The 22,839-nt window shown below is 64.0% G+C and carries 16 protein-coding genes and 2 tRNA genes; 6 read left to right on the top strand and 12 right to left on the bottom strand.

Going from position 1 to position 22,839, the window contains the following annotated elements; genetic code table 11:
• Positions 1-4: 4 nt before the first annotated feature.
• On the bottom strand, positions 5-1,306 hold the full coding sequence (locus AC1L6K_RS08615; protein ID WP_480952285.1) for an ABC transporter substrate-binding protein: 1,302 nt from the start codon (positions 1,304-1,306) through the stop codon (positions 5-7).
• 36 nt (positions 1,307-1,342) lie between these two features.
• A complete protein-coding gene (locus AC1L6K_RS08610) occupies positions 1,343-2,557 on the bottom strand; it encodes an aminotransferase class V-fold PLP-dependent enzyme (RefSeq protein ID WP_480952284.1) in 1,215 nt (404 codons plus the stop codon).
• Between the two features lie 229 nt (positions 2,558-2,786).
• Here AC1L6K_RS08610 and AC1L6K_RS08605 point away from each other — a divergent pair, with 229 nt between their 5' ends.
• Entirely contained in the window at positions 2,787-3,497 is a 711-nt protein-coding gene (locus tag AC1L6K_RS08605) for a FadR/GntR family transcriptional regulator (RefSeq protein WP_480952283.1), read from the top strand.
• Positions 3,498-3,516: 19 nt separating this feature from the next.
• Here the strand turns inward: AC1L6K_RS08605 and AC1L6K_RS08600 are convergent, their stop codons facing one another.
• On the bottom strand, positions 3,517-4,629 hold the full coding sequence (locus AC1L6K_RS08600; RefSeq protein ID WP_480952282.1) for a class I SAM-dependent methyltransferase: 1,113 nt from the start codon (positions 4,627-4,629) through the stop codon (positions 3,517-3,519).
• Between the two features lie 182 nt (positions 4,630-4,811).
• Between AC1L6K_RS08600 and AC1L6K_RS08595 the strand changes: the two genes are divergently transcribed.
• The 3 genes from AC1L6K_RS08595 to AC1L6K_RS08585 all read left to right on the top strand — a co-directional run bounded on the left by AC1L6K_RS08595 (position 4,812) and on the right by AC1L6K_RS08585 (position 9,283).
• The gene (locus tag AC1L6K_RS08595; RefSeq protein ID WP_480952281.1) at positions 4,812-5,564 is read left to right on the top strand and encodes an ABC transporter ATP-binding protein; all 753 of its coding nucleotides are present in this window, start codon (positions 4,812-4,814) and stop codon (positions 5,562-5,564) included.
• A 3-nt stretch (positions 5,565-5,567) separates the two neighbouring features.
• Complete coding sequence (locus AC1L6K_RS08590) at positions 5,568-8,060, top strand: ABC transporter permease (RefSeq protein WP_480952280.1); 2,493 nt, start codon at positions 5,568-5,570, stop codon at positions 8,058-8,060.
• A gap of 218 nt (positions 8,061-8,278) precedes the next feature.
• Positions 8,279-9,283 carry a type IV toxin-antitoxin system AbiEi family antitoxin domain-containing protein gene (locus tag AC1L6K_RS08585; RefSeq protein ID WP_480952279.1) on the top strand — a complete coding sequence of 335 codons (1,005 nt, stop codon included), beginning with the start codon at positions 8,279-8,281 and terminating at the stop codon, positions 9,281-9,283.
• 124 nt (positions 9,284-9,407) lie between these two features.
• On the opposite strand, the gene metG is transcribed toward AC1L6K_RS08585, so the two are convergent.
• The 7 genes from metG to ilvD form a co-directional block, all read right to left on the bottom strand.
• Complete coding sequence (metG, locus tag AC1L6K_RS08580; protein WP_480952278.1) at positions 9,408-10,988, bottom strand: methionine--tRNA ligase; 1,581 nt, start codon at positions 10,986-10,988, stop codon at positions 9,408-9,410.
• Positions 10,989-11,107: 119 nt separating this feature from the next.
• Entirely contained in the window at positions 11,108-12,703 is a 1,596-nt protein-coding gene (gene serA, locus AC1L6K_RS08575; RefSeq protein ID WP_480952277.1) for a phosphoglycerate dehydrogenase, read from the bottom strand.
• Positions 12,704-12,976: 273 nt separating this feature from the next.
• Positions 12,977-14,002, bottom strand: a complete 1,026-nt coding sequence (ilvC, locus tag AC1L6K_RS08570; protein ID WP_480952276.1) for a ketol-acid reductoisomerase — start codon at positions 14,000-14,002, stop codon at positions 12,977-12,979.
• Positions 14,003-14,090: 88 nt separating this feature from the next.
• The gene (ilvN, locus tag AC1L6K_RS08565; RefSeq protein ID WP_444532324.1) at positions 14,091-14,603 is read right to left on the bottom strand and encodes an acetolactate synthase small subunit; all 513 of its coding nucleotides are present in this window, start codon (positions 14,601-14,603) and stop codon (positions 14,091-14,093) included.
• A gap of 2 nt (positions 14,604-14,605) precedes the next feature.
• Positions 14,606-16,495: an acetolactate synthase large subunit gene (locus AC1L6K_RS08560; RefSeq protein WP_480952275.1), complete on the bottom strand. Its 1,890-nt coding sequence runs from the start codon at positions 16,493-16,495 to the stop codon at positions 14,606-14,608.
• Between the two features lie 398 nt (positions 16,496-16,893).
• The gene (locus tag AC1L6K_RS08555; RefSeq protein ID WP_480952274.1) at positions 16,894-17,796 is read right to left on the bottom strand and encodes a hypothetical protein; all 903 of its coding nucleotides are present in this window, start codon (positions 17,794-17,796) and stop codon (positions 16,894-16,896) included.
• Between the two features lie 49 nt (positions 17,797-17,845).
• Positions 17,846-19,585 (bottom strand): dihydroxy-acid dehydratase, encoded by a 1,740-nt coding sequence (ilvD, locus tag AC1L6K_RS08550; RefSeq protein ID WP_480952273.1) that lies wholly within the window; start codon positions 19,583-19,585, stop codon positions 17,846-17,848.
• A gap of 254 nt (positions 19,586-19,839) precedes the next feature.
• Here ilvD and AC1L6K_RS08545 point away from each other — a divergent pair.
• Positions 19,840-19,912: transfer RNA gene (locus AC1L6K_RS08545), tRNA-Lys, on the top strand.
• Positions 19,913-19,986: 74 nt separating this feature from the next.
• Positions 19,987-20,059, top strand: a tRNA-Lys gene (locus tag AC1L6K_RS08540).
• Positions 20,060-20,424: 365 nt separating this feature from the next.
• Here the strand turns inward: AC1L6K_RS08540 and AC1L6K_RS08535 are convergent.
• Positions 20,425-21,147, bottom strand: coding sequence for a copper homeostasis protein CutC (locus AC1L6K_RS08535; RefSeq protein WP_480952272.1), 723 nt, complete (start codon positions 21,145-21,147; stop codon positions 20,425-20,427).
• Positions 21,148-21,196: 49 nt separating this feature from the next.
• Positions 21,197-22,765, bottom strand: coding sequence for a beta-N-acetylhexosaminidase (locus tag AC1L6K_RS08530; protein WP_480952271.1), 1,569 nt, complete (start codon positions 22,763-22,765; stop codon positions 21,197-21,199).
• Positions 22,766-22,839: the final 74 nt, after the last annotated feature.

Below are 22,839 nucleotides of genomic sequence, written 5' to 3'. Positions count from 1 at the left end.
TGGACTATCCCGCCATCTTTTCGACCCAGTACGAGTCCCAGCTGGCCAGGAGTTCCTTGGTCGTCATCTTGCCGGTGAGCACGCGCTGCAGTTCGCCGTCGGACTTCTTGATCCATTCGGTCCACCACGAGACTCCGCGGGGCTGGACGGCAGAAATGTAGGTGTCCGGGTTTTCGGTCATGGTGACGTAGGCGGCCCAGGGGCCTTCGCTGTAGAACGGGTCCTTGGCTGCCGACTTCAGGATCGGCACCAGTGAGTTGTCCTTGCTGAACTGTGTGGCCGGCTCGCCCTGTGCCAGGTACTTGATCAGCTTGACGGCCTCGGGCTTGGCGGTGCTGGACTCGGCGATGCCCCAGCCTGCGGAAGCAACTGGCTGGATGGCCTTGCCGGTGGGTCCCACCAACAGCGGCGCAACGTTCCACTGGTCTTCCTTGATGGACGTGGATTCCTTGATCGTTGCGATCACTTCAGGGTCCTGCAGCAGGAATGCGGTGGAACCATTGCTGAAGCCCTGCACCATTTCCGGGTAGCCCCAGGCAACCGACGACGGCGGCGAGCCCTTCTTGAACAGCTCAAGGTAGTCGTCCATGGCGGTCTGCGCCTCGGGGGCGGAGAAGATGGTCTTGCCGCTGGTCAGCAGGAACGCGTTTTCCTTGTCCACCTGATCGGCCGTGTAAGCCTCGATCACGGCGACGGCGTTGGAGTTGGCATTGGGGCCGCCGCGGAACGCGTAGCCAAACTTGTTGGCATCAGGGTCATTGAGCTTCTCGGACTGTTCGAGCAGGTCCTGCCAGCTCTTCGGCGGACCGTCAAAGCCGGCGTCCTTGACCAGGTCAGTGCGGTAGAACAGCGACAGTCCGTAGAAACCGTACGGGATGTAGTAGGTCTTGCCGTCCTGCTTGGAGTAGTTGACGGCGTTTTCGGTCATGTCGCCCCAGCCGTCCCAGCCTTTCAGGTCGGCGCTCATGTCGTAGAGCCACTTGTTGGCCCCGAACGATCCGACGGTGATGTCACGGGCTTCAACCACGTCGACCCCCTTGCCCGACTGCAGCATCTGCTGGATCTTCTGGTCGGCCGAGTCCGTGGGCGGGGAAATCAAGTCCACCTTGATGGTGGGGTTCTCCTTTTCGAATCCCTCCAGCAGAGCCTTCAAGGTGTTGGTGCGGGTTGGGTTGGTCAGGCTCTCCACCATTTTGAGGGTGACGGTGCCGTCGGCGGAGGTGTTGCCCCCGCCGCCGCCACAGCCAGACAGGGCCAGAACTGCGGCAACGCCCAAGGCGGTGATGGCTGTTATCTTCTTTTTCATGGAAGGCCTTTCATAGTGTGTGGAAGCGGTCATTTTCTAACGCTGCCGGGACAGCCGGAGCAGCTCCGGGACAGCCCGTTCGGCGAATGCCTCAAATTCCCGGGCCGTGTTGTAGGCATGGGTGGACAGGCGCAGATAGCCCGCCCCGCCAAAAGTGGTGACGGCCGTTTCAAAATCCAGGATGTCTGAAATCCAGGCCCGCACCGCATGGGAATCCTCATGCGTCGTTGCCAAACCCCGGGGCAGCCGGACCAGGCGCAACTGCCCCACCGGCATTCCGACGTCGACCGCGGCATCCTCCCCCGACGCCGCCGAAAAGGCGTCCTGAACAACCGCTGCACCATAATCCGCCAGTGCGCTGGAGTAGCGCCGGACCTCGTCCCAGCCATAGCGGGTTTCGATGGTGTCAAAGGAGGTTTTGGCGGTCATCCAGGAGGTGATGTCCTGGGTGCCCACATGGTCAAAGCTCTCGGGGAACTCATGCGGGAAACCCCAGGAATCGATCAACGGGCGCAGCAGCCGGCGCAGCGGGCCCCGGGCCACGACGGCCGCCGTGCCACGCGGGGCGCACGCGAACTTGTGCAGATTGCCCACCCAAAATCCCTCAAAATCGGGCACGGGGGCAGCCTCGGCACCGGGTGCGTGGGCGCCGTCAACCAGCACCGGAATGCCCAGCTTCGCAGCGGCCCTGGCAATCTCCAGGACCGGCAGGCTGCGGGCCGTGGCCGAGGTGATCTGGTCAATCACAATCAACGCGGTGCGCCCGGTTACCTGCGCCATGACCAGCTCACAGCTCAGGGCGGCGTCTGCATCAAGAGGCACGACGGCGACGCGCACCTCCCCCTGGCATTCGCGGGCCACGCGGCGCGCACCTTCCAAAACGGCCCCATAGGCGTGGTCGGTAGTGACGATGTCGGCACCCTTGGCGAAGGTCAGCGAGTTGTAGACCACGCTGACGCCGGCGCTGGCATTGGGAACCAGCGCCAGATCATTGGCGTCCACCTGCAGGAAGGCCGCGACCTCGGCACGGGTGCCGGCCAAGGCTGCCGCCTGCCCCATGAACCAGGTGCAGGGATTCGCATCCATCTTGGCCTTCAACAGAAATTGATGTTCCTGGGCAACTCGGGGCACGGCGCCGTAGGAGCCGTGATTGAGGTGGACCTTGTCGGCAGTCAAGGACCAATCGGACATTGCGGGCTGCCCGTCGGGGGCCAGCAGGGCGTTCGGGGCGGTGATGAGCGTGGAGGCCACGGAGTTCTTTCTGTTGGTAGCAGGTAGTGATTGCTCAGTAAGCTATCTCACATTTTGGGCGAAGACAATAGATAACTCCAGGAAATTGTCTGATGACTTAGTAAAACAGCTCGATGTTTCCGGGTGATTACGGGCAAATGTCAACAAGAGATAGGATGACTTGAATAACACGTATGATGAATATGTCCATGAGGACGTGAACCGGCAACAGTTACCGAGGAGACCGCTGATGAGTGCAGTGGAGACCGCCATGCAGGGCCTGCGTGCCAAGATTGCCTCCGGAGAGCTGGCCCCCGGCCAAAAATGCCCGCCCGAAGGGGAGCTCGCCACCCAGCTGGGCGTTTCCAGAAGCTCCCTGCGCGAGGCCATCCGGGCCATGTCGGCCCTGGGCGTCATGGAGGCGCGGCACGGGTCCGGAACCTATGTTTCTTCCCTGGAACCGGCGGAAATCCTCAAGGGCTTCGCACTGCTGGTGGACATCTTCCCGTTCGACAGTGTCCTTGAACTCTTTGAGATCCGGCGCGCCTTGGAGTCCCATGCCGCCGCAGGGGCCGCGGCAAAGTGCACGCCGGAACTGATTGCCGAATTGGACGAGCTGGCGGCCAAGATGGAGTCAACGGACAATTCGGCCGACATCTCAGATTTGGATGCCCGCTTCCACGAGGCCATTTGTGAGGCTGGCGGAAATTCCACGCTCACCGGCCTGATGAGTCTCTTCCGCTCCCGCGGGCGGCACTTCAACATCTTTGACAGTGCCGAGGGCGCAACGGTGCGCGAAGTCAGCAACAAGGGCCACCGCGACATTCTTGAAGCGATCCGCAACCGCGACCCGGCCTCGGCCGCCACCGCCACCGCCGGCCACATTGCCCAAAGTGAGTTTTGGCTGAGGAAGTTCAGGCCGGCTCCGCAGGTGGACCCGCCCGGAGTGCCCGAGGCATAATCCCCGGCGCAGCGGGCCCCTACAGGTGCAGGCGGTAAAAACGGAAGGCGGAGAAGCCCTCGATGGGCAGGCGCTCCACTGCGGAATAGCCGGCCCCGGCCGCGTACAGCTCCAGCACCGACTGCCGCATCACCGTCCCCGTGCCCGCCGATCCCGGGGTCGACAGGCTGTCCGGCAGGCAGATGAACAGGCTGTAGCCATACATGAGCCGCTCCAGTTCGTCCCCGTCCGGACCAAAAGCATCGGCGACGGCCTCGTCCATGACCACCACTACGCCGTCGGGCTTCACCATGGCACGGACGGAGGCCAACACCTGCACGGGAAACGGCATGTCATGCAGCGCCTCGAAGATGAAGACGGCATCCGGGGAGGCGTCCTCGGTGGTGCTGGCGGCGTCGGCGATGCGAAACGTTGCCCGGCGCTCCAGTCCGCTGCGGCGGGCATTCTCCCGTGCCTGCTCGATCGAGGGCCCGTCAATGTCAATGCCGACGACGGCGGCCCCGGGGTATGCATTCGCCAGCGCCAGTGTGGACCAGCCGCAGCCAGCGCCCAGATCGGTGATGTGCGCCCCCTGCCGGGAGAGCACCTCGTGGATTTCCGGGACGGAAGCCAGTGCGGGACCCAGCCGCTGGTCAAACCACGGCTTGTTGCCGGCCGCCTGCGATTCGCGGGCCCCGCTGCCGATCTGCGCCCAGCCAACGCCGCCGCCATGTCTGTACGCCTGCAACAGTTCCGGCAGTTGGACCACCCCTGCCCGGAGCATGCGCACCATGGGCATGAGCGACGAGAGGGAGTCTGGTTGCAGCAGCACCTGGGCGGCGCCGGGCGGCAACCTGAAGCGGGGTCCGGCGTGGTGGTCGGGTCCGGCGTCCTCGCCCGCAGCGTCCTGCACAACTCCAACGAAGCCCGCCACGCTTTGCTGTTGCAGCCATTCCCGCGCGTAGCGTTCCTGCGTGCCTGTGCCAGCTGCCAACTCGGCCGGCGTCAGCCCTGCGCCGCCGGCTTCGGCCAGCGCGGTGTACCAGCCAAGCCCGTCACCCAGGACGATGCTTGCCAGCTCCGCGTAGCCCAGCACGGCAGCGACCACCCTGTCCGAATATGCGCCAACGCCGTCATCCATCGCCTGGACCATGCCGACAATTCTTCTCCCCCCGAATGTTCCGGACAAGCGGACCTTTGCCCCAAGGTGATCACCGGCCCAGCCACGGCGGGTGCCGGACTCCGACCACGGTAGGAGGCACCGGCGTCGAACCCTCCCGGCATATCCACCCACGAGCCGATCCCCTGCGCGGAAGCCGGAAATAGGCTGGGACCATGACCATCACAACAGCACACAATCAACGCACACTGGCGGTTCAGGCCCGCGGACTGCGCAAGACGTACGGCAAGGGCGAGACCGAGGTGACGGCGCTCAAGGGCGTCGACCTGGAGTTCCCGGCCGGACAATTTACGGCCATCATGGGCCCGTCGGGCTCCGGCAAGTCAACGCTCATGCACTGCCTGGCGGGCCTTGATTCCGTCACCGGCGGCACCATCCACCTGGGCGACACCGAGCTGACCTCACTCAACGACAAGGCCTTAACACAGTTGCGCCGCGACCGGATCGGCTTCGTTTTCCAGGCGTTCAACCTCGTGCCGACCCTCACCGCCGAAGCCAACATCACGCTGCCGGTGGCACTGGCCGGCGGCACCGTTGACAAGGAATGGTTCACGTTTATCACCTCCACCCTGGGCTTGACCGACCGGCTGGCGCACAAGCCGCACGAGCTGTCCGGCGGCCAGCAGCAGCGCGTCGCCGTGGCCCGGGCGCTGCTGACCCGCCCCGACGTCATCTTCGGCGACGAGCCCACCGGCAACCTCGATTCGCGCTCCGGTGCCGAGGTCCTGGGCATGCTGCGCCGCTCCTCCCGCGAAATGGGCCAGAGCATCATCATGGTCACGCACGATCCCGTCGCCGCCTCCTATGCCGACCGCGTGGTCCTGATGAACGACGGCGAACTCGTGGGCGAGCTGGAAAATCCCACCGCCGAATCGGTGCTGGCCTCGCTGGCCCAGCTGGGGGCGTAGGCCATGCTGCAGGTAGCCCTGAGCCAACTCAAGACCCATTCCCGGCGCTTCATCGCCATCACGCTCGCCGTGCTGCTGGCGGTCGCGTTCCTCTCGGCCACGCTGATGGTCAACGCCTCCACCGCGGCGTCGCTGAAGGCCTCCCTCGGCCAGTCATACTCCTCGTCCGAGCTTGTCATCTCCCCCACCTTCGATTTTCCGCTGACGACGGCGGACGCGGCCTCCGTGGCCGACTCACCTGTCGTCGCGGAGTCCTATGCCCAGCGGACCCCGTACCTTCAGGCAGGGCTGGGCACTGCCACGGTTGGCGCCACGTTCCGCAACATGCCGGCCAACCCTTCGCTGGAACCTGTTGCCTTGACCTCGGGTGCGTGGCCGGCAGGTGACCAGGAAGTCGTGATCGACACGACTACGGCAGAACGCAATTCCCTGACGGTTGGCAGCAAGGTCACCCTGACCGCCCAGCCTGCGACCACCGACTCAGGGACCGCCCCCGGATCCAGCCTGACTGCCACGGTCTCAGGCATCACGGCCACATCGGCTGACCCCATCACCTCGGGGCTGGCCCAATTTGTGGGCACGTCCGCAGCCGTCGACAAGCTCAGTTCGCCGGACACAGGCATCAACACCATCTCCGTCAACCTCAAGGATGGCGTCTCGCTTGCCGATGCCAAGGCGGCCCTGGCAACCGCCGTGAACCAGCCCGTTGAAAATATCCTGACAGCTGATGAGAAGACCACCGAGCTGGTCGCCAGCTTCACCGGCGGCCAGGATCAGCTGACCATTGTCCTGCTGGCCTTTGCCGGAGTGGCCCTGCTGGTTGCCGCCCTGGTGGTATCCAACACCTTCTCGGTGCTGGTGGCCCAGCGAACCCGTGAGCTTGCCCTGCTGCGCTGTGTTGGCGCCAGCCGGTCCCAGGTCCGCAATTCCGTCATGGTCGAGGCCCTCATTGTTGGGTTCGTCGCCTCCGTCCTGGGCGTCTTGGCGGCCGCCGGAACCATGGCCCTGGTGTTGAATCTGCTCAGCCAAAACCCGGACTTTGCCTTCGCCACTTTGGCCGTGCCGCCGTCGGCCATTATTGCCGGCATTCTGGTGGGCACCCTGCTGACGGTCCTTGCCGCACTCGTCCCGGCACGTGCGGCAACTGCCGTGGCACCGCTGGCGGCGCTGCGACCGGCCGACGACGTCTCCATGCACAACAGCGGCGGGCGGCTGCGCCTGACCATTGGTGTGCTGCTGCTCCTGGCCGGCGGCGCGGGACTGGTGTACGGCGGAATTTCCGCGAACCTGCTGATCGCCCTGCCTGCTGGCGCCGCATCCTTCGTCGGCTTCCTCATGGCGGCCACGCTGTTCGTGCCGAAGCTGGTCTCGCTCGCCGGAACCCTGGCCCGCCCGGCCGGTGTCCCCGGCAAGATGGCCGCGGCAAACGCCGTGCGCAATCCGCGCCGGACCACCTCGACGGCGTCCGCGCTGCTCATCGGCGTCACGCTCGTGACCATGATGATGACGGGTGCGGCGACAGCCCGGCACGCCTTCGATTCCGAGCTCGACGGCAGCTACCCCGTTGACATCACGGCCCAGACGTACGCCGTCGATGCGCCCATCACCGACGCGTCGGTGGACGCGGCCGCCGCCCTGCCCGGCGTCGATCACGTTGCCCGGCTCGAACTGGTGGGCCAGGTGACCGCCGGAGGCAACACACTTGATGCCTATGGAATTTCCGACGCCGATGCCGCCGCGCTCCTGGCGAACCCGGCCAACCGGCCCACCCGCACCTCCGCCGTTCTGCCCAAGAGCGTGAAAGCCACGACTGCCAGCCTGGCAGCGGGCCCACAGACCACCAACCTCACGGCCACCGCCGCCACGAACAACGGCATGACTGCCCTGGTGTCCCTGGATGCGTTCCCGCCGCTGGCGGCCGACGACCCGCTGCGGCAGCAGTCCACGGCGCCGCTGTGGATCTCCGTGGACGATTCCCTGGACACCACCGAGCTGATGGACCTGCGCACCTCACTGGCCACCGCGCTGGGTGTCGACGAGAACGCCATCGGCGGGTCCGTGATGGAGAAGGCCATGTTCAACCAGGTCATCGACATGCTGCTGCTGGTGGTGACCGGGTTGCTGGCCGTGGCCGTGTTCATTGCCCTGATCGGCGTGGCCAACACGCTGTCGCTGTCGGTGCTGGAGCGGACCCGGGAAAACTCGCTGCTGCGGGCACTGGGGCTGACCCGGGGCCAGCTGCGCGGCATGCTGGCACTGGAAGCGGTGCTGATCGCCGGGGTGGCCGCCATCATCGGCTCGGTGCTGGGCGCGGTGTACGGCTGGGCCGGCGCACAATCGGCCCTCGGCACCTTTGCCGAGGTCACGGCCGTGATCCCGTGGGGCCAGATCCTCGCCGTGGTGGCTGTTGCCGCCGTGGCCGGCCTGCTCGCCTCCGTGGTGCCCGCCCGACGTGCGGCCAAGCTCTCCCCCGTTGAGGGCCTCGCGATGGACTGACCCCGGTCCGCGCTTGACTGGGGCCAATTGCCGCCGGTCAGGTAGGAAATGCCGCCGCTCCCGCATTGTGCCGCAGGTGGACCTGCGGCACAATGCGGGAGCGGCGGCATTTTCGCTTACATGGACCCAATTGTGTTGTCCAGGGTGGCCCGGAGAGTTATCCACAGAAACGAATTTGGCACTTACATGGAACTCGACATGGTGAAACGCTTGGAAGCATGAACGATCACCGACTGATCCTTCCTTCGGAGTTGAGACGCGCGGGACAGGATACGAGGAGGCTCGCCCAGCTCCACAACAAGGGCGAACTGGTGCGCATCCGCCGTGGCGTCTACACGAAGTCCAATGATTGGAATGTGTTGAACCGGTTTGAGCGGTACGGGCTGCAGGCCGCCGCGTTTCAGGCCCTGGCGCCCCTGCAGCCGGTGTTGTGCCATGCAACCGCCGCACTGTTGTGGGGACTGTGGATCGTCGGGGTACCCACCAAACTCCATGTTCTGACGGAAGTCTCCACCAGCGGCCGGAGCAACAACGGAGTGATCCGCCACGTTGGCTCGTTGACGGATCATACCGCCCAGTGCGGACCATACCTGCTCACCGACAAGCTGGCCACCACCATGGCGCTGATCAAGGAATTTTCCTTCCCCTATGCCGTGGCTGTCTGCGACTCCGCGCTGCGGACCCCGGAGGCGCGGCTGGCCCGCAACCGGTTCCAGCCCGTGGGTTCCGACTACGGACTCCACGAACCGTCCTGGTTCACGGATGGTCCGCAGGGACCGGCGCTGGCGGCCGACGATCTCCGGACGGCAGCCGGCCTCCTGAACAGCAGGGCCGCACGTGAACGGACTCTTGCTGTCATCAATTTTGCATCTCCCCTGTCCGGTTCTGCAGGGGAATCCCTCAGTCGCGCAAAAATGCATCTGTTCGGCTTTCCGGCACCAATTTTGCAGAAGAAGTTCCTATTGCGCGACGGCAGCAACGCATTCGTGGACTTCTGGTTCCCGGAGCAAAACGTGGCCGGCGAGTTCGACGGCTACGGGAAGTACCTCCGCAGTGACTGGGGCGGGGGCTTGTCGATTCAGGAGCGAGTCATGAAGGAAAAACGGCGCGAAGACCAGATCCGAGCACACGGTGTGGGCTTCGTGCGCTGGGTCTGGGACGAGATGAAATCCCGGGAGCGCTTCATTGGCCTTCTACTCGAAGCCGGGCTGCCACGAAAATGACGTGTCCGGATGAGAAATGCCGCCGCTCCCGCATGCTGCCGCAGGTGGACCTGCGGTAGCATGCGGGAGCGGCGGCATTTCCGGTGACGGAAGGTGGCAAACCCCCGAAAACCGTACCGAAGTTTTACGCCTCAGCGGCAGCGGGTTCCTCGTACCTCGGGAAGATCGGCGCCGGGGCGGGCAGAACGGTTCCCGCGGCCAGCGGCGTGGCGATGGCCGCGAACTCGCGGGCCGCATCGTCGGCGGAGGTGCCCTGGCCCAGCACGGAGAGCAGCTTCGCCGCAGCATCCGGCATGACCGGCTGCACCAAAATCGACACGATGCGCAGGACCTCCAGTGTCACGTACAGGACGGTTTCCATCCGGGGCACGTCCGTCTTGCGCAGCACCCAGGGGGCCTGGTCGGCAAAGTAGGCGTTGGTGTCGCCCAGGACGTGCCAGATCTTCTCGAGCGAGCCGTGGAAGTCCTGGGACTGGTAGGCGTGGCGGGAGTGTTCCAGCAGTTCGCGGGCAGCGGCAAGAATCGTCTCGTCGGCTTCAGTGAACGCGCCCGGCGTCGGAACAACGCCCTCGCAGTTCTTGGCCACCATGGACAGCGAACGCTGGGCCAGGTTGCCGAGGTTGTTGGCCAAATCAGCGTTCATCCGGCCCACCACGGCGTCGTGGTTGTACGACCCGTCAGCGCCGAAGGGGACCTCGCGCAGCAGGAAGAAGCGGACCTGGTCCAGGCCGTACTGGGCGACCCAGTCGGCCGGGGCCACGACGTTGCCCAGGGACTTGGACATCTTCACGCCGTTGTTGTGCAGGAAGCCGTGGATCATGACGCGCTTGGGCAGTTCCAGCCCGGCGGACATGAGGAACGCGGGCCAGTACACGGCGTGGAAGCGGGAGATGTCCTTGCCGATGATGTGCACGTCGGCCGGCCAATACTTTCCGAACGACTCCGAGTCCACGTCGGGGTAGCCGACGGCTGTCAGGTAGTTGGTGAGTGCGTCGACCCACACGTACATGACGTGCTTGTCGTTGCCCGGCACGGGAACGCCCCAGTCGAAGGTGGTGCGGCTGACGGAGAGGTCCTCAAGTCCACCTTTGACGAAGCTGATGACCTCGTTGAAGCGGGTGCGGGGCGCGCCGAATTCCGGCTCGGACTCGTACAGCGCCAGCAGCTTGTCCTGGTAGTTGGAGAGGCGGAAGAAGTAGCTTTCCTCCTCGGTCCAGGTCAGCTCGGTGTCGGTGACCTTGGAATAGCGCTTGCCGTCCTCGCGCAGTTCGGTCTCGTCCTCGCCGTAGTAGGCCTCGTCGCGGACCGAGTACCAGCCCTCGTATTTGCCGAGGTAGATGTCCCCGGCCGCTTCCATCTTCTGCCAGATGGCCTGCGAGGCGGCGTAATGGTCGGCGTCGGTGGTGCGGATGAACCGGTCGTAGCTGATGCCGAGGGCCGCGTGGGCTTCCTTGTAAATGGCGGCATTGCGGTCCACGAGTTCCTTGGGCGTGACGCCTTCGCTCTCGGCCGCCTGCGCGATCTTCATGCCGTGCTCATCAGTGCCCGTCACGAACATGACGTCGAAGCCGTCCAGGCGCTTGAAGCGTGCCATGGCGTCGGTGGCGATGTATTCGTAGGCATGCCCGATGTGCGGAACACCGTTCGGGTAGGTGATGGCGGTGGTGAGGTAGTAAGGCGTCTTGGCCGAGTCAGTAGATGTCACCCCACAAATTTACCGTGAAGGCGGGCGAAACATCGATTCGTGTCTCAAAGCACGACGGCGGCACTCAGGTGAGTTGGAAAACTCACCTGGGTGCCGCCGTCGTTGGTGGTGCGGAAGGGTCAGTCTTCCAGGTCGACCTCGCGGGCGACGGTGGCACCGATTTCGGTCTTGATGGCTTCGAGTACGCTCTGCGGCACGGAACTGTCAACCGTGATCAGCGCCAGCGCCTGGCCGCCCTCGGTGTGGCGGGCGACCTGCATGCCGGCGATGTTGACGTCGTTCTCGCCGAGGAGGCGGCCCAATGCGCCGACGACGCCGGGACGGTCCACATAGGAGATCACCAGGAGGTGGTCGCTCATGGGGATTTCGAGCTCGTAGCCGTTGACGCCAACGATCTTCTGGATCTGCTTCGGGCCCGTCAGGGTGCCTGACACGGCGATCTGTGAATCGTCGGAGAGGGCGCCGCGGATGGTCAGCACGTTGCGGTAGTCGGCTGATTCAAGGGTGGTGATCAGGTTCGTCTTGATGCCGCGCTGCTCGGCCAGGACCGGTGCGTTGACGTAGGAAACCTGCTCGGACACGACGTCCTTGAAGACGCCCTTCAGGGCCGAGAGTTCAAGTGCCTTGACGTCGTGGGCGGCAATTTCACCGGCAACTTCAACATCGATCTGGGTCACGGAGGCGTGGCACAGTGCGGTAAAGATGCGGCCCAATTTTTCAATCAGCGGGATGCCGGGGCGGACGTCGGAGGCGATGACGCCACCGGCAACGTTGACGGCGTCGGGGACGAGCTCGCCGGCGAGGGCCAGCCGAACCGACTTGGCGACGGAGACGCCGGCCTTTTCCTGGGCCTCGTCGGTGGAGGCACCCAGGTGCGGGGTGGCGATGACGTTGTCCAGTCCGAGGAAGTCAACGTCTGTGGCGGGCTCCTTGACGAACACGTCAATGCCGGCACCGGCAATTTCGCCGTCGCGCAGGGCTGTGTTCAGGGCTGCTTCGTCGATCAAGCCGCCGCGGGCCACGTTGATGACGTAGGCGGACTTCTTCATCTTCTTGAAAGCTTCGGTGCCGATCATGCCCAGGGTCTCCGGGGTGCGCGGCATGTGGATGGTGATGAAGTCCGACTGTTCCAGCAGTTCGTCCAGGGACAGCAGCTGGACGCCGAGGCTGGCGGCACGGGCTGAGGTGACGTAGGGGTCGTACGCAACAATTTCCATGCCGAAGGCCTTGGCGCGTTCGGTGATCAGGGCGCCGATGCGGCCCAGGCCGATGATGCCGAGCTTCTTTTCCAGCAGTTCGGTGCCGGTGTACTTGGAGCGCTTCCACTCGCCGTTTTTCAGGGCGGTGCTGGCGGCCGGGATGTGGCGGGCCAGGGAGAGGATGTGGCCGATGGTCAGTTCGGCGGCGGAGACGATGTTCGACGTCGGGGCGTTGACCACCATGACACCGGCCTGGGTCGCAGCCTTGATGTCAACGTTGTCCAGCCCCACACCGGCACGTGCAATGACCTTCAAGTTCTTCGCTGCGGCAATGGCCTCGGCATCGACCTGTGTTGCGGAGCGAACGAGAATCGCGTCAACGTCAACAATGGCGGACAGCAACGCGGAACGGTCGGCGCCGTCGGCCTGGCGGATTTCAAAATCGGGACCCAGGGCCTCAATTGTGGCGGGCGAAAGTTCCTCAGCGAGGAGTACTACGGGCTTGGTGGCTGTCACCGGTGACCTCTTTAGCTTGTTGATAGTGTTCTTGTGGGGATTTTGGTGATGGTTCTTGCGTTGAGTTCTCAACGACAAAAGCCGGACTCCAGCTTATGGGAGTCCGGCTTCCTTGCCGTAACATTCAGCAGGATCAACGACGCAAGCGACGCAGATCACACCGCCGCGCAAAGCCTTGAAGCCCCGGGTGGAGCTGGGCTGGGTGGGGCCCCGCGCCCGAGGGACCCAAGTCGCGGCTCGCTCAGCGAGCCGCGACTTGGGAGGGCGTGGGGACTAGCGGGCTACGGAGCCTTCGGTGTAGTCGTCGCTGTTGCTGACCCAGGAGAACAGTCCGCGCAATTCGCGGCCGGTGGCCTCGATCGGGTGCTCTTCGCCCTTCTTGCGCAGTGCCATGAACTCAACACCGCCGTTGTCCTGGTCCTCGATGAAGCGCTTGGCGAAGGCACCACTCTGGATGTCCGCGAGGACAGCCTTCATGTTTTCCTTCACGTCGGGGGTGATGACGCGGGGGCCGGAGACGTAGTCGCCGTACTCTGCAGTGTCGGAAACGCTCCAGCGCTGCTTGGCAATGCCGCCTTCCCACATGAGGTCAACGATGAGCTTGAGCTCGTGCAGCACCTCGAAGTAGGCGATTTCCGGCTTGTAGCCGGCTTCGGTCAGGACTTCAAAGCCGTACTGGACGAGCTGTGAGGTGCCGCCGCAGAGAACTGCCTGCTCGCCGAACAGGTCGGTTTCGGTCTCCTCGGTGAAGGTGGTCTCGATGACGCCGGCGCGGGTTCCGCCGATGCCCTTCGCGTAGGACAGGGCCAGGGCCTTGGCGCCGCCGGTGAAGTCCTGCTCGACGGCGATCAGGTCGGGGATGCCGCGGCCGGCTTCGAATTCGCGGCGCACGGTGTGACCCGGAGCCTTCGGGGCAACGAGGGCAACGTCAACATCGGCCGGGGGCGTGATGTAGCCGAAGCGGATGTTGAAGCCGTGGCCGAAGAAGATGGCGTCGCCGGCCTTCAGGTTCGGTGCAATGTCTTCGGCGTATACGAAACGCTGAACCTGATCCGGTGTGAGGATCATGATCAGGTCGGCTTCCTTCGTTGCATCTGCAACGCTGAGGACGCGCAGGCCCTCGGCCTCAGCCTTGGCGATGGACTTGGAGCCCGCCTTCAGGCCGACGCGGACGTCAACACCGGAATCGCGCAGGCTCAGTGCGTGTGCGTGGCCTTGGCTGCCGTAACCAATGACGGCGACCTTGCGACCCTGGATGATGGAGAGGTCTGCATCGTCGTCGTAGTACATGTCAGTCACTGTGGAACTCCTTGAATGAATGGTGTGTGTAGCTGTTGGGGAAAAGTATTTCATGGTGGCCCAGGGGCCGGTGGCAGGGGCCGGGGCGCTAGGAAGCGCGAAGGGCCCTGTCGCTCATCGAACGGGATCCCCGCCCGATGGCCAAGGTGCCTGATTGCACGATTTCCCGGATCCCAAAGGGTTCCAGGACGTTCAGCAACGCTGCAAGCTTGTCCGCGTAGCCGGTGGCCTCGATGGTCAATGAGTCTGTGGACACATCAACCACTGAGGCCCTGAAGAGGTCTGCAGCCTGGGTTACCTGCAGTCTCGTGGCGGCATCCGCACGTACCTTGACCAGGATGTGGTCCCGTTGTACGGAATTCTCTGAAACAAGTTCAACAATCTTGATGACATTGACCAGTTTATTCAGCTGTTTGGTGACTTGTTCAATCAAGTCACCGTCGGCGTCGACCACAACTGTCATGCGGGAGATTCCCACATTCTCCGTGGGGCCGACCGCGAGGGAGTTGATGTTGAAGGCGCGGCGGGCAAACATGCTTGCGACGCGGGTCAAAACACCGGGCTTGTCTTCAACCAGTACGGAAAGAGTATGTCGAGTCATGATTAGTCCTCCTCGTCCCACACCGGGGTCATGTTCCTGGCAACTTGAATTTGATCATTGCTGACGCCCGAGGGCACCATCGGCCACACCATGGAATCCGGGCTGACAACGAAGTCAATGACGACGGGGCGGTCATTGATGGCCAGTGCGGCCTCAATGGTGGCGTCGATGTCCTCAACTCGTTCACAGCGCAGGCCGACACAGTCGTAGGCGTCAGCCATTTTCACAAAGTCCGGAACCCGGATGGTGTCGTGGCCGGTGTTCAGGTCGGTGTTGGAGTAGCGGCTGTTGTAAAACAGCGTCTGCCACTGCCGGACCATCCCCAACGATGAGTTGTTGATGATGGCAACCTTGATGGGAATGTTGTTGATGCGGCAGGTGGCCAGTTCCTGGTTTGTCATCTGGAAGCAGCCGTCACCGTCAATGGCCCACACAACGCGGTCGGGATCGCCGACCTTTGCGCCCATTGCTGCCGGAACCGAGTATCCCATGGTTCCCGCGCCGCCGGAGTTGAGCCATGAGCGGGTGCGTTCGTACTTGATGAACTGGGCAGCCCACATCTGGTGCTGCCCGACACCTGCAACATAGACGGCTTCGGGGCCGGTCAGGGCGCCGATGCGGGAGATGACGCGCTGGGGGGACATGAGCCCGTCTTCCGGCTCGGTCCAGCCCAGCGGGTAGGTGTCGCGCAGGTTGCCCAGGAACGCCCACCAGTCGCCCAGGTCCGGGGTGCCGTTGGCTTCAAATTCAGCCTTCAACGCAGCCGTCAGGTCGGGGATGATTTCCTTGACGGAACCCACGATCGGCACGTCGGCCGTGCGGTTCTTGGAAATTTCCGCCGGATCGATGTCGGCGTGAATGACTTTCGCGTGCGGTGCAAAACTGCTGAGCACGCCAGTGACACGGTCATCAAACCGGGCACCAAGGGTGATGAGCAGGTCCGACTGCTGCAGCGCCGTCACGGCCGAAACGGAGCCGTGCATGCCGGGCATGCCGACGTGCAGGTGGTGCGAGTCCGGGAAGACGCCGCGTGCCATCAGTGTGGTGACGACGGGTGCGCCTGTCAGTTCCGCCAGGACCATCAGTTCTTTGTCCGCGTTGGCCTTGACGACACCGCCGCCGACGTACAACACGGGCTTCTTGGCCGCGCCAATCAACCGGGCCGCTTCACGCAGCTGCTTGGAATGGCCGCGGAACACGGGACGGTAGCCGGGCAGGTCGATGACGGGCGGCCAGGAGAACGTCATCGGGCCGACCTGGGCGTCCTTGGACACGTCAACCAACACGGGGCCCGGACGTCCTGTCGAGGCGAGGTGGAATGCCTCAGCCAGAACCCGGGGAAGTTCATTCGGGTCCGTCACCAGGTAGGAGTGCTTCGTGATCGGCATCGTGATGCCCACAATGTCGGCTTCCTGAAAGGCGTCAGTGCCAATCACCGAGCTGGACACCTGGCCGGTGATGGCAACCAGCGGAACCGAGTCCATGTGCGCATCCATGATGGCCGTGACAAGGTTCGTCGCACCGGGGCCGGAGGTGGCGATGCAAACGCCCACCTCGCCGGTGACCATGGCGTAGCCCTGGGCGGCATGGCCGGCACCCTGCTCGTGGCGCACCAAAACGTGGTTCAGCGACGACGCCATGAGGGGGTCGTACGTGGGCAGGATCGCTCCACCGGGCAAACCGAAAATATCCTTGACACCGAGCTCCTCAAGCGAACGCACAAGCGCCTCGGAACCGCTCATCTGCACCGGCGCCACAACATTGTTGGGACCTACGACGTCGGAGGCTGGCTTTGAGGTGCTCACGGCACCAGAAGTGGTGCCACCTTGGGCACCGTGTCCGGAGGACTTGGTTGCCATCAGCGCTGGGCTGGCGGGCGTTCCTTTACTCATCGGTTCTTCCTTTGGGAAACTCATGCTCTGGGTGTTTCTAATGTAGTTGCGCTTAATTCCGGGTGGTTCACGCAATGGTACGAGTTGCCGCTGGTGGTGGAAACAAAAAAACCCCTCAGCCCATAAGGCAGTCAGCGAGGGGTATGCACGTGGTGTGACATACTCTCATGCGAGTGTCACGGGACCTGTGGCCATGGGTGCGGCCACTTCGCGTCACGCGCTAGCTAATGACGACTACAAGATTTCGTTGCATGTCTGTAAGTCTCCCGTTTTGAGCTGTTAAGTGTCAAACAGGCCACACCGTCATCTCACCATGTGGACGCACGGTCCACCCTTTGGTCATCGTGTCCAGTTTTGGGGCACTTTCCCTACGAATTCGCAGCCATGGCGCCAGGCCATCAGACAGGCCTGTGGACATTTCCATCGCCCAACACCTGCAGGCTCGGGTGGGCCCTGAGAGCCTCGGCTCCGTGCGTAGCCAGGACCGTGAGCAATGCTGCAGCCGGCACGTGCACGCCACTCAACAGCAGGGGCGAGGTCGAATCGTATTGCGTAACAAGGGACCACTCGCCAACTTCGGGGTAGACAGCTGTCATCGCCGAGAAGTAAAAGCTCATCCACCGGCCTCCCACTTGGCACATAATGCGCTGGTTGCCAACGACCAGGCGGCAGGGCTGACGCTCGCGCCATTGGGCTGCCGCCTGGGTGGCTGCTGCGTTTCGCCGGGCAGCGTTTGAGATGGCGCCGCTCCCTAAACCAGCGAGAACAAAGGCCGGCCGGCCAAAGTAGAACGATGAACTTTGTGAGTAAGTCACATTCATGCCGTAGTGCCGCGCGTAGTCGGCGGGAACATCAAGGAAGAAGACCTCATTGGCGTTGGCGACAACATCCCAAATATTAATGGTCTCCGGCACGTCCCGCCTGACCAAGGTTTGTTGCAGAGCCCTGGCTTGCTCCCAGGCCCGGGCCGAGTTGGTTCCCCTCTGCGCAACGGCAGCCTCGTTTTTGGTGTGGTGACCATTGGACCGCCGCCAGTGGCGAAACGTCTTGTACCCGCCGATGGCTGCATAGACAAGTGCCGTGATGGAACCGGCAAAGGCCAGGAACATCAGCAACACGCTCAGCCAAAGCCACCACGCCTGAAGGCTTTCGCTCTCCAAGCCTGCTTCGATCCACGCAATCCCAAGCGCGGCCGCCAGGTAGAAGACCGGCGCCGCAACAAGCGGGACCAGCCATCTCAAATGACGCCGCCAGCGCGCCGGTTTTGCCCCCACAGCTTGTCCCCTGGATACGTTTTTCATTAGCTAGAGCATAGCGACCGGAAGCATCTGCGGGCCGTAACACCGCGCGTTAGCCGCAGTAGGCGCCCGTGGATGCGCTGTTGACGAGCTTGGCGTACTTGGCCAGGACGCCAGTGGTGAACTTGCCCGGCAGCGGCACCCAGCCGATCTTGCGGGACTCTAGTTCGGCGTCGTCCACCAAGAGGTCAAACGAGCGGGCCGCAATGTCGACGCGAATCTTGTCGCCGTCGCGCACAAAGGCGATGGGACCGCCGTCGACCGCTTCCGGGGCAACGTGGCCGATGCACAAGCCGGTGGTGCCGCCCGAGAAGCGCCCGTCAGTGAGCAGGAGGACGTCCTTGCCCAGGCCGGCACCCTTGATGGCGCCGGTAATGGCGAGCATTTCGCGCATCCCAGGGCCACCCTTGGGGCCCTCGTAGCGGATCACGACGACGTCGCCGGCGTGGATTTCGCCGCGGTCCAGAGCCTCGAGGGCGCCTTGCTCGCGTTCAAACACGCGGGCCGTGCCTTCAAAGACATCCAGGTCGAAGCCCGCGCTCTTGACGACGGCGCCTTCGGGGGCCATTGTCCCGTGCAGGATGGTGATGCCGCCGGTCTTGTGGATCGGGTTGTCAAGGGCGCGCAAGACCTTGCCGTCGGGGTCCGGTGGGTTGATTTCAGCCAGGTTCTCGGCGACTGTCCTGCCTGTGACGGTGAGTGCGTCGCCGTGGAGGAGCCCGGCGTCGAGCAGTGCCTTCATGATGACGGGCACGCCACCGATCTTGTCGACGTCGAACATGACGTAGCGGCCGAAGGGCTTGAGGTCTCCCAGGTGCGGGATTTTGTCGCCGATGCGGTTGAAGTCGGCCAGCGTCAGGTCGACCTGGGCTTCGCGGGCGATGGCCAGCAGGTGCAGCACCGCGTTGGTGGAGCCGCCGAAGGCCATGGTGACGGCGATGGCGTTTTCGAACGCCTTTTTGGTCATGATGTCGCGGGCGCGGATGCCCTTTTCAAGGAGGTGCACGACGGCTTCGCCGGACTTGCGGGCGTACATGTCACGGCGGCGGTCAGCGCTGGGCGGGGCGGCGGAGCCTGGCAGGGACATGCCGAGCGCCTCGCCGATGCAGGCCATGGTGTTGGCCGTGTACATACCGCCGCAGGCGCCTTCGCCGGGGCAGATGGCGCGCTCGATGGAGTCGAGGTCCTTCATGCTCATGGTGCCGGCCGCGCAGGCACCGACGGCTTCGAAGGCGTCGATGAGCGTGACTTCCTTTTCCGTGCCGTCCTCGAGCTTGGCGAAACCGGGCATGATGGAGCCCGCGTAGAGGAACACGCTGGCGAGGTTCAGCCGGGCGGCGGCCATGAGCATGCCCGGCAGGGATTTGTCACAACCGGCAAGCAGCACGGAGCCGTCCAGGCGCTCGGCCATCATGACGGTTTCCACGGAATCGGCAATGACTTCGCGCGAGACGAGGGAGAAGTGCATGCCTTCGTGGCCCATGGAGATGCCGTCCGAGACCGAAATGGTGCCGAACTGCATGGGGAATCCGTCGGCCGCGAAGACGCCTTCCTTGGCGCCTTGGGCCAGCCGGTTCAGGGAGAGGTTGCAGGGGGTGATTTCGTTCCAGGAGCTGGCCACACCAATTTGCGGTTTCCTGAAGTCGTCATCCCCCATGCCAACAGCACGGAACATGCCACGTGCGGGGGCGGCGTGTATGCCGTCGGTGACAACCCTGCTGCGGGGTTTGATGTCGGGCTTGCCGTCGGCGGTACGGACGACGTCGTCTACTGATTTGATGTCCTCGCTCATGAGCGCCAGTCTAGGGCTGAAGTAGCGGGCCGGGCCACTACTTGGCGTTAATTGCCTGCCCCAGCCCTGAAATTCTTTTGGCCGAAAACCCCGTTATTCCGCGGTTTCCCGCCGAACTTGCTGTGATCCGCGCCTCAAAACACGCCAAACCCGACTTTTCGATTTCGCACTCACCCAAAAACCCCGTATAGTTTCATGTCGTTGCGAGGAACACGACGGTTACAAACCGAAGTGCGCTTCAGCAGTGAAAAGATGCACCCCTAGCTCAATTGGCAGAGCAATTGACTCTTAATCAATGGGTTTCCGGTTCAAGTCCGGAGGGGTGCACGGGTAAAGCCGCTCCAACACTGGTAACAACCGGTGTTGGTGCGGTTTTTTACTGTGAATGAAATGAATAAGACGCACCCCTAGCTCAATTGGCAGAGCAATTGACTCTTAATCAATGGGTTTCCGGTTCAAGTCCGGAGGGGTGCACAGGGTAAAAACCGCTCCAACACTGGTAACAACCGGTGTTGGGGCGTTTTTTTGTTGCCCGGGACGGGCCCGGCGACGGCGGTCCGTCCACGGCTCTCACGCCTACTCGGCGTCCACGTTCAAGAGACACCTCCCGGCGTGTCGCACCGGCCGCCGGCCTGAGCCGCCGGGCGCGGCACCGTTGTGGTCATTCGCCCCGGGTACGGACCAATTGCAAGGTCCCGGGGGCCGTTGTGGTCATTCGATGGTGGCCGGCCACCATCGAATGACCGCAACGGCCCCCGGGACAGCAAATTCCGGCGCACCGCACCGGAATGCCGGTTGCCGGCACGATTATTGCCCTCCGCATGCAGCCGGCGACGGCGTCAGGACAAGGCGGCACGGGCCTGTTCCACCAGCTCCAGGCTGGTGGCATCCCAGTCGGTGTTGCCGCCGCCGGGCCCGCTGGGGCCGGCGGCTGTCATCGCGACGCGCGCTGAGAGGTGGACCGCGTCGACACCGGCCTGCTTCAGGACTGGCAAGTCCTGGATCCGGACTCCGCCGCCGGCCATCACCTCGAAGCCGGCGGGCGCACAGGCAGCCATCCGGGCCAGGACCTCCAATCCGTCAATGCTGCGCCCGGCACCGCCGGAACTCAACACCCGGCGTATCCCGGCAGCGGCCAATGTTCCAAGTTGTGCGGCCGGGTCGGAGCAGGCGTCGATGGCGCGGTGGAAGGTCACGGCAAGTCCCTCCGCGGCGTCCACCCAGCGGGCCAGTGCCCCGGTGTCGATCCCGCCGCTGGGGTCAAGGGCGCCAACCACGATCCCGTGGACACCCGCCCGCCGCAACGCGCGGATCTCGCGTTCCATGGTGGCCACCTCGGATTCGTCGTAGACGAAGCCGCCGCCCCGGGAACGCACCAGCACATGGACAAACGAGCCACGGCCCGCAGTGGCTTCCAGCACCTGCTCCACCATTCCCTGCGACGGCGTCAGCCCGCCCAGGCGCAATGCTGTGCACAGTTCAACGCGTGTCGCGCCCCCGGCAGCGGCAGCCAGTGCCCCTGCGGCGTCCTGCACCGCAATCTCCAACTCAACCATGCTCATCGTGCCCTTCGTGTTGCCCAACCGTCAGTGCCTGGAACCTCAGCAGGGGCTATTTGAGCAGAACGTTTCCGGGCCACCGCGCCACCACAGCACTCCGTTCGGTGAAGTCCCCGTAGCTGAGGCCCGCAACGGCACCTGCCCACATCTTGTGCGCCAATACGCCAAATGCCGGCTGCACCATGCCGTACACGGCCTGCTCGTCGTAGTCCTTCAGGACCAGGTCGTTCCACACGGCCGACGCCGCACCCAGCAGCTGGGGGTGTCCCGGGTAGAGGTTCCTGCCGGCAGCACCAAAGACGTGCGGCTCCCACGACTCAAACAAGGCCTGCGCATCCAACGCCCCGCCGTGGTAGTAATCGGCAAAGGGCACGATGTACAACAAATCGTCGTTGGTGTTGATGACCTTATAGCCGTCAGCCACGGCGGCCTGGCCGCTGTACCAGTCGTTGTTCCATGCGCACATGACCACGTCCCGGTTGTAGCCGTCGGGGCCGGGGGCACCGGCTCCCCCGGACATGGTGCTCAGGCTCCCCCACGCCACGGGATCCTTGCCCAGCGAGCGCAGGTGCGCGCTGATGCTGTTGAAGAACGCACGGTAGTCCCCGCCGTGGTCCTGGTCGTACTCATCGGCGCCAAAGTGCACCGCCGGACCACGGAACCACGGCACGAACTCATCAAAGAGGGACTTCACCAACTCGGTGGTTTCGGGTTTGGCCAAATCGAGCATGTCCGAATCCCCGCCCGCCAGCCCTGTCTCGGGACGCCATCGGACGATGGCACGCGAATGCGCCGGGACATCCAATTCCGGAACCAGCTGCACATGCCGGTGTTCGGCAAGATCCTCGAAGGAATCCCAGTCGGTGCGGCTGTAGGCCCCGTCCTCCGATGCCAGCCCCGCAATCCACGCCGAGTCCGACGCCAGCCGGAAACCCTGCTGTGCCTCGTTCCAACTGCGTTTGGTGTCCTTGGTGATCTCATTGTCGTTCAGGTGCACCATGAAGGTGTTCAGCTTGAACCAGCTCATCATGCGGATGTAGTCGCGCACGGCTTCGGGGCGGGCAAAGCGGCGGCCCACGTCGAGCATGAAGCCGCGCACCGGATAATTCGGCCAGTCAACCGCTGTGCCGCCCGGCAGTGTCAGGGACGCCACCAGCATCTGCAGCAGGCTGCGCGTGCCCCAATACACGCCTGTGGCCGTGCGCGCCGTGATCTTCACGCCGCCGTCGATCTCCAGCACATAGCCTTCGACAGCCGCCGTGGCGTTCTCGGTGCCGAATTCCAGCTCGGGATCCACAGCCAACACAACTGTCCCGGCACCCTCCCCGCGGCCGGTCCCTGTCCCGCTGCCGGCGGTGGTGCCCGCAACGCCTGTCAGCTCGGACAGGTCCGTCAGGAACGTGGCGGCAATCCCTGCCAGTTCCGGTGCATGGTCGACGACGAATCCCGCACCCAGGCTGGTGGCGCCTCCGTGCGGGGTCCACTGCTGCAGGGCCGGAACCACCGCCGGGGCACCATGGGCGGCACCGGTTCGCGTGCCGGAGGCAGTTCCGGTGACGGTTACGGTGCCGGTGACGGCCGAAGGGAGGGTTCCGGTGTTGCGTGGTTCTGTGCTGTTCAAGGGTTTCAGTCCGTCCTGGGTCGGTGCTGTTTTTTGAATGGTGCCGGCGTCACGGCTTCCAGCGTACGCACAGG

The sequence above is a fragment of the Specibacter sp. BI4 genome (genome assembly GCF_056680095.1).
Note: the sequence above shows the minus strand (reverse complement) of the source record. Positions and strands in the feature narration are given on the sequence as shown.

What these genes read in the sequence shown, in the direction of transcription:
- AC1L6K_RS08615 (WP_480952285.1), bottom strand. Translation starts at nt 1,306, where the DNA reads ATGAAAAAGAAGATAACAGCCATCACCGCCTTGGGCGTTGCCGCAGTT.
- ilvN (WP_444532324.1), bottom strand. Translation starts at nt 14,603, where the DNA reads ATGACTCGACATACTCTTTCCGTACTGGTTGAAGACAAGCCCGGTGTT.
- AC1L6K_RS08600 (WP_480952282.1), bottom strand. Translation starts at nt 4,629, where the DNA reads ATGGTCCAGGCGATGGATGACGGCGTTGGCGCATATTCGGACAGGGTG.
- AC1L6K_RS08555 (WP_480952274.1), bottom strand. Translation starts at nt 17,796, where the DNA reads ATGAAAAACGTATCCAGGGGACAAGCTGTGGGGGCAAAACCGGCGCGC.
- AC1L6K_RS08535 (WP_480952272.1), bottom strand. Translation starts at nt 21,147, where the DNA reads ATGAGCATGGTTGAGTTGGAGATTGCGGTGCAGGACGCCGCAGGGGCA.
- AC1L6K_RS08605 (WP_480952283.1), top strand. Translation starts at nt 2,787, where the DNA reads ATGAGTGCAGTGGAGACCGCCATGCAGGGCCTGCGTGCCAAGATTGCC.
- AC1L6K_RS08560 (WP_480952275.1), bottom strand. Translation starts at nt 16,495, where the DNA reads ATGAGTAAAGGAACGCCCGCCAGCCCAGCGCTGATGGCAACCAAGTCC.
- AC1L6K_RS08590 (WP_480952280.1), top strand. Translation starts at nt 5,568, where the DNA reads ATGCTGCAGGTAGCCCTGAGCCAACTCAAGACCCATTCCCGGCGCTTC.
- AC1L6K_RS08595 (WP_480952281.1), top strand. Translation starts at nt 4,812, where the DNA reads ATGACCATCACAACAGCACACAATCAACGCACACTGGCGGTTCAGGCC.
- AC1L6K_RS08585 (WP_480952279.1), top strand. Translation starts at nt 8,279, where the DNA reads ATGAACGATCACCGACTGATCCTTCCTTCGGAGTTGAGACGCGCGGGA.
- ilvD (WP_480952273.1), bottom strand. Translation starts at nt 19,585, where the DNA reads ATGAGCGAGGACATCAAATCAGTAGACGACGTCGTCCGTACCGCCGAC.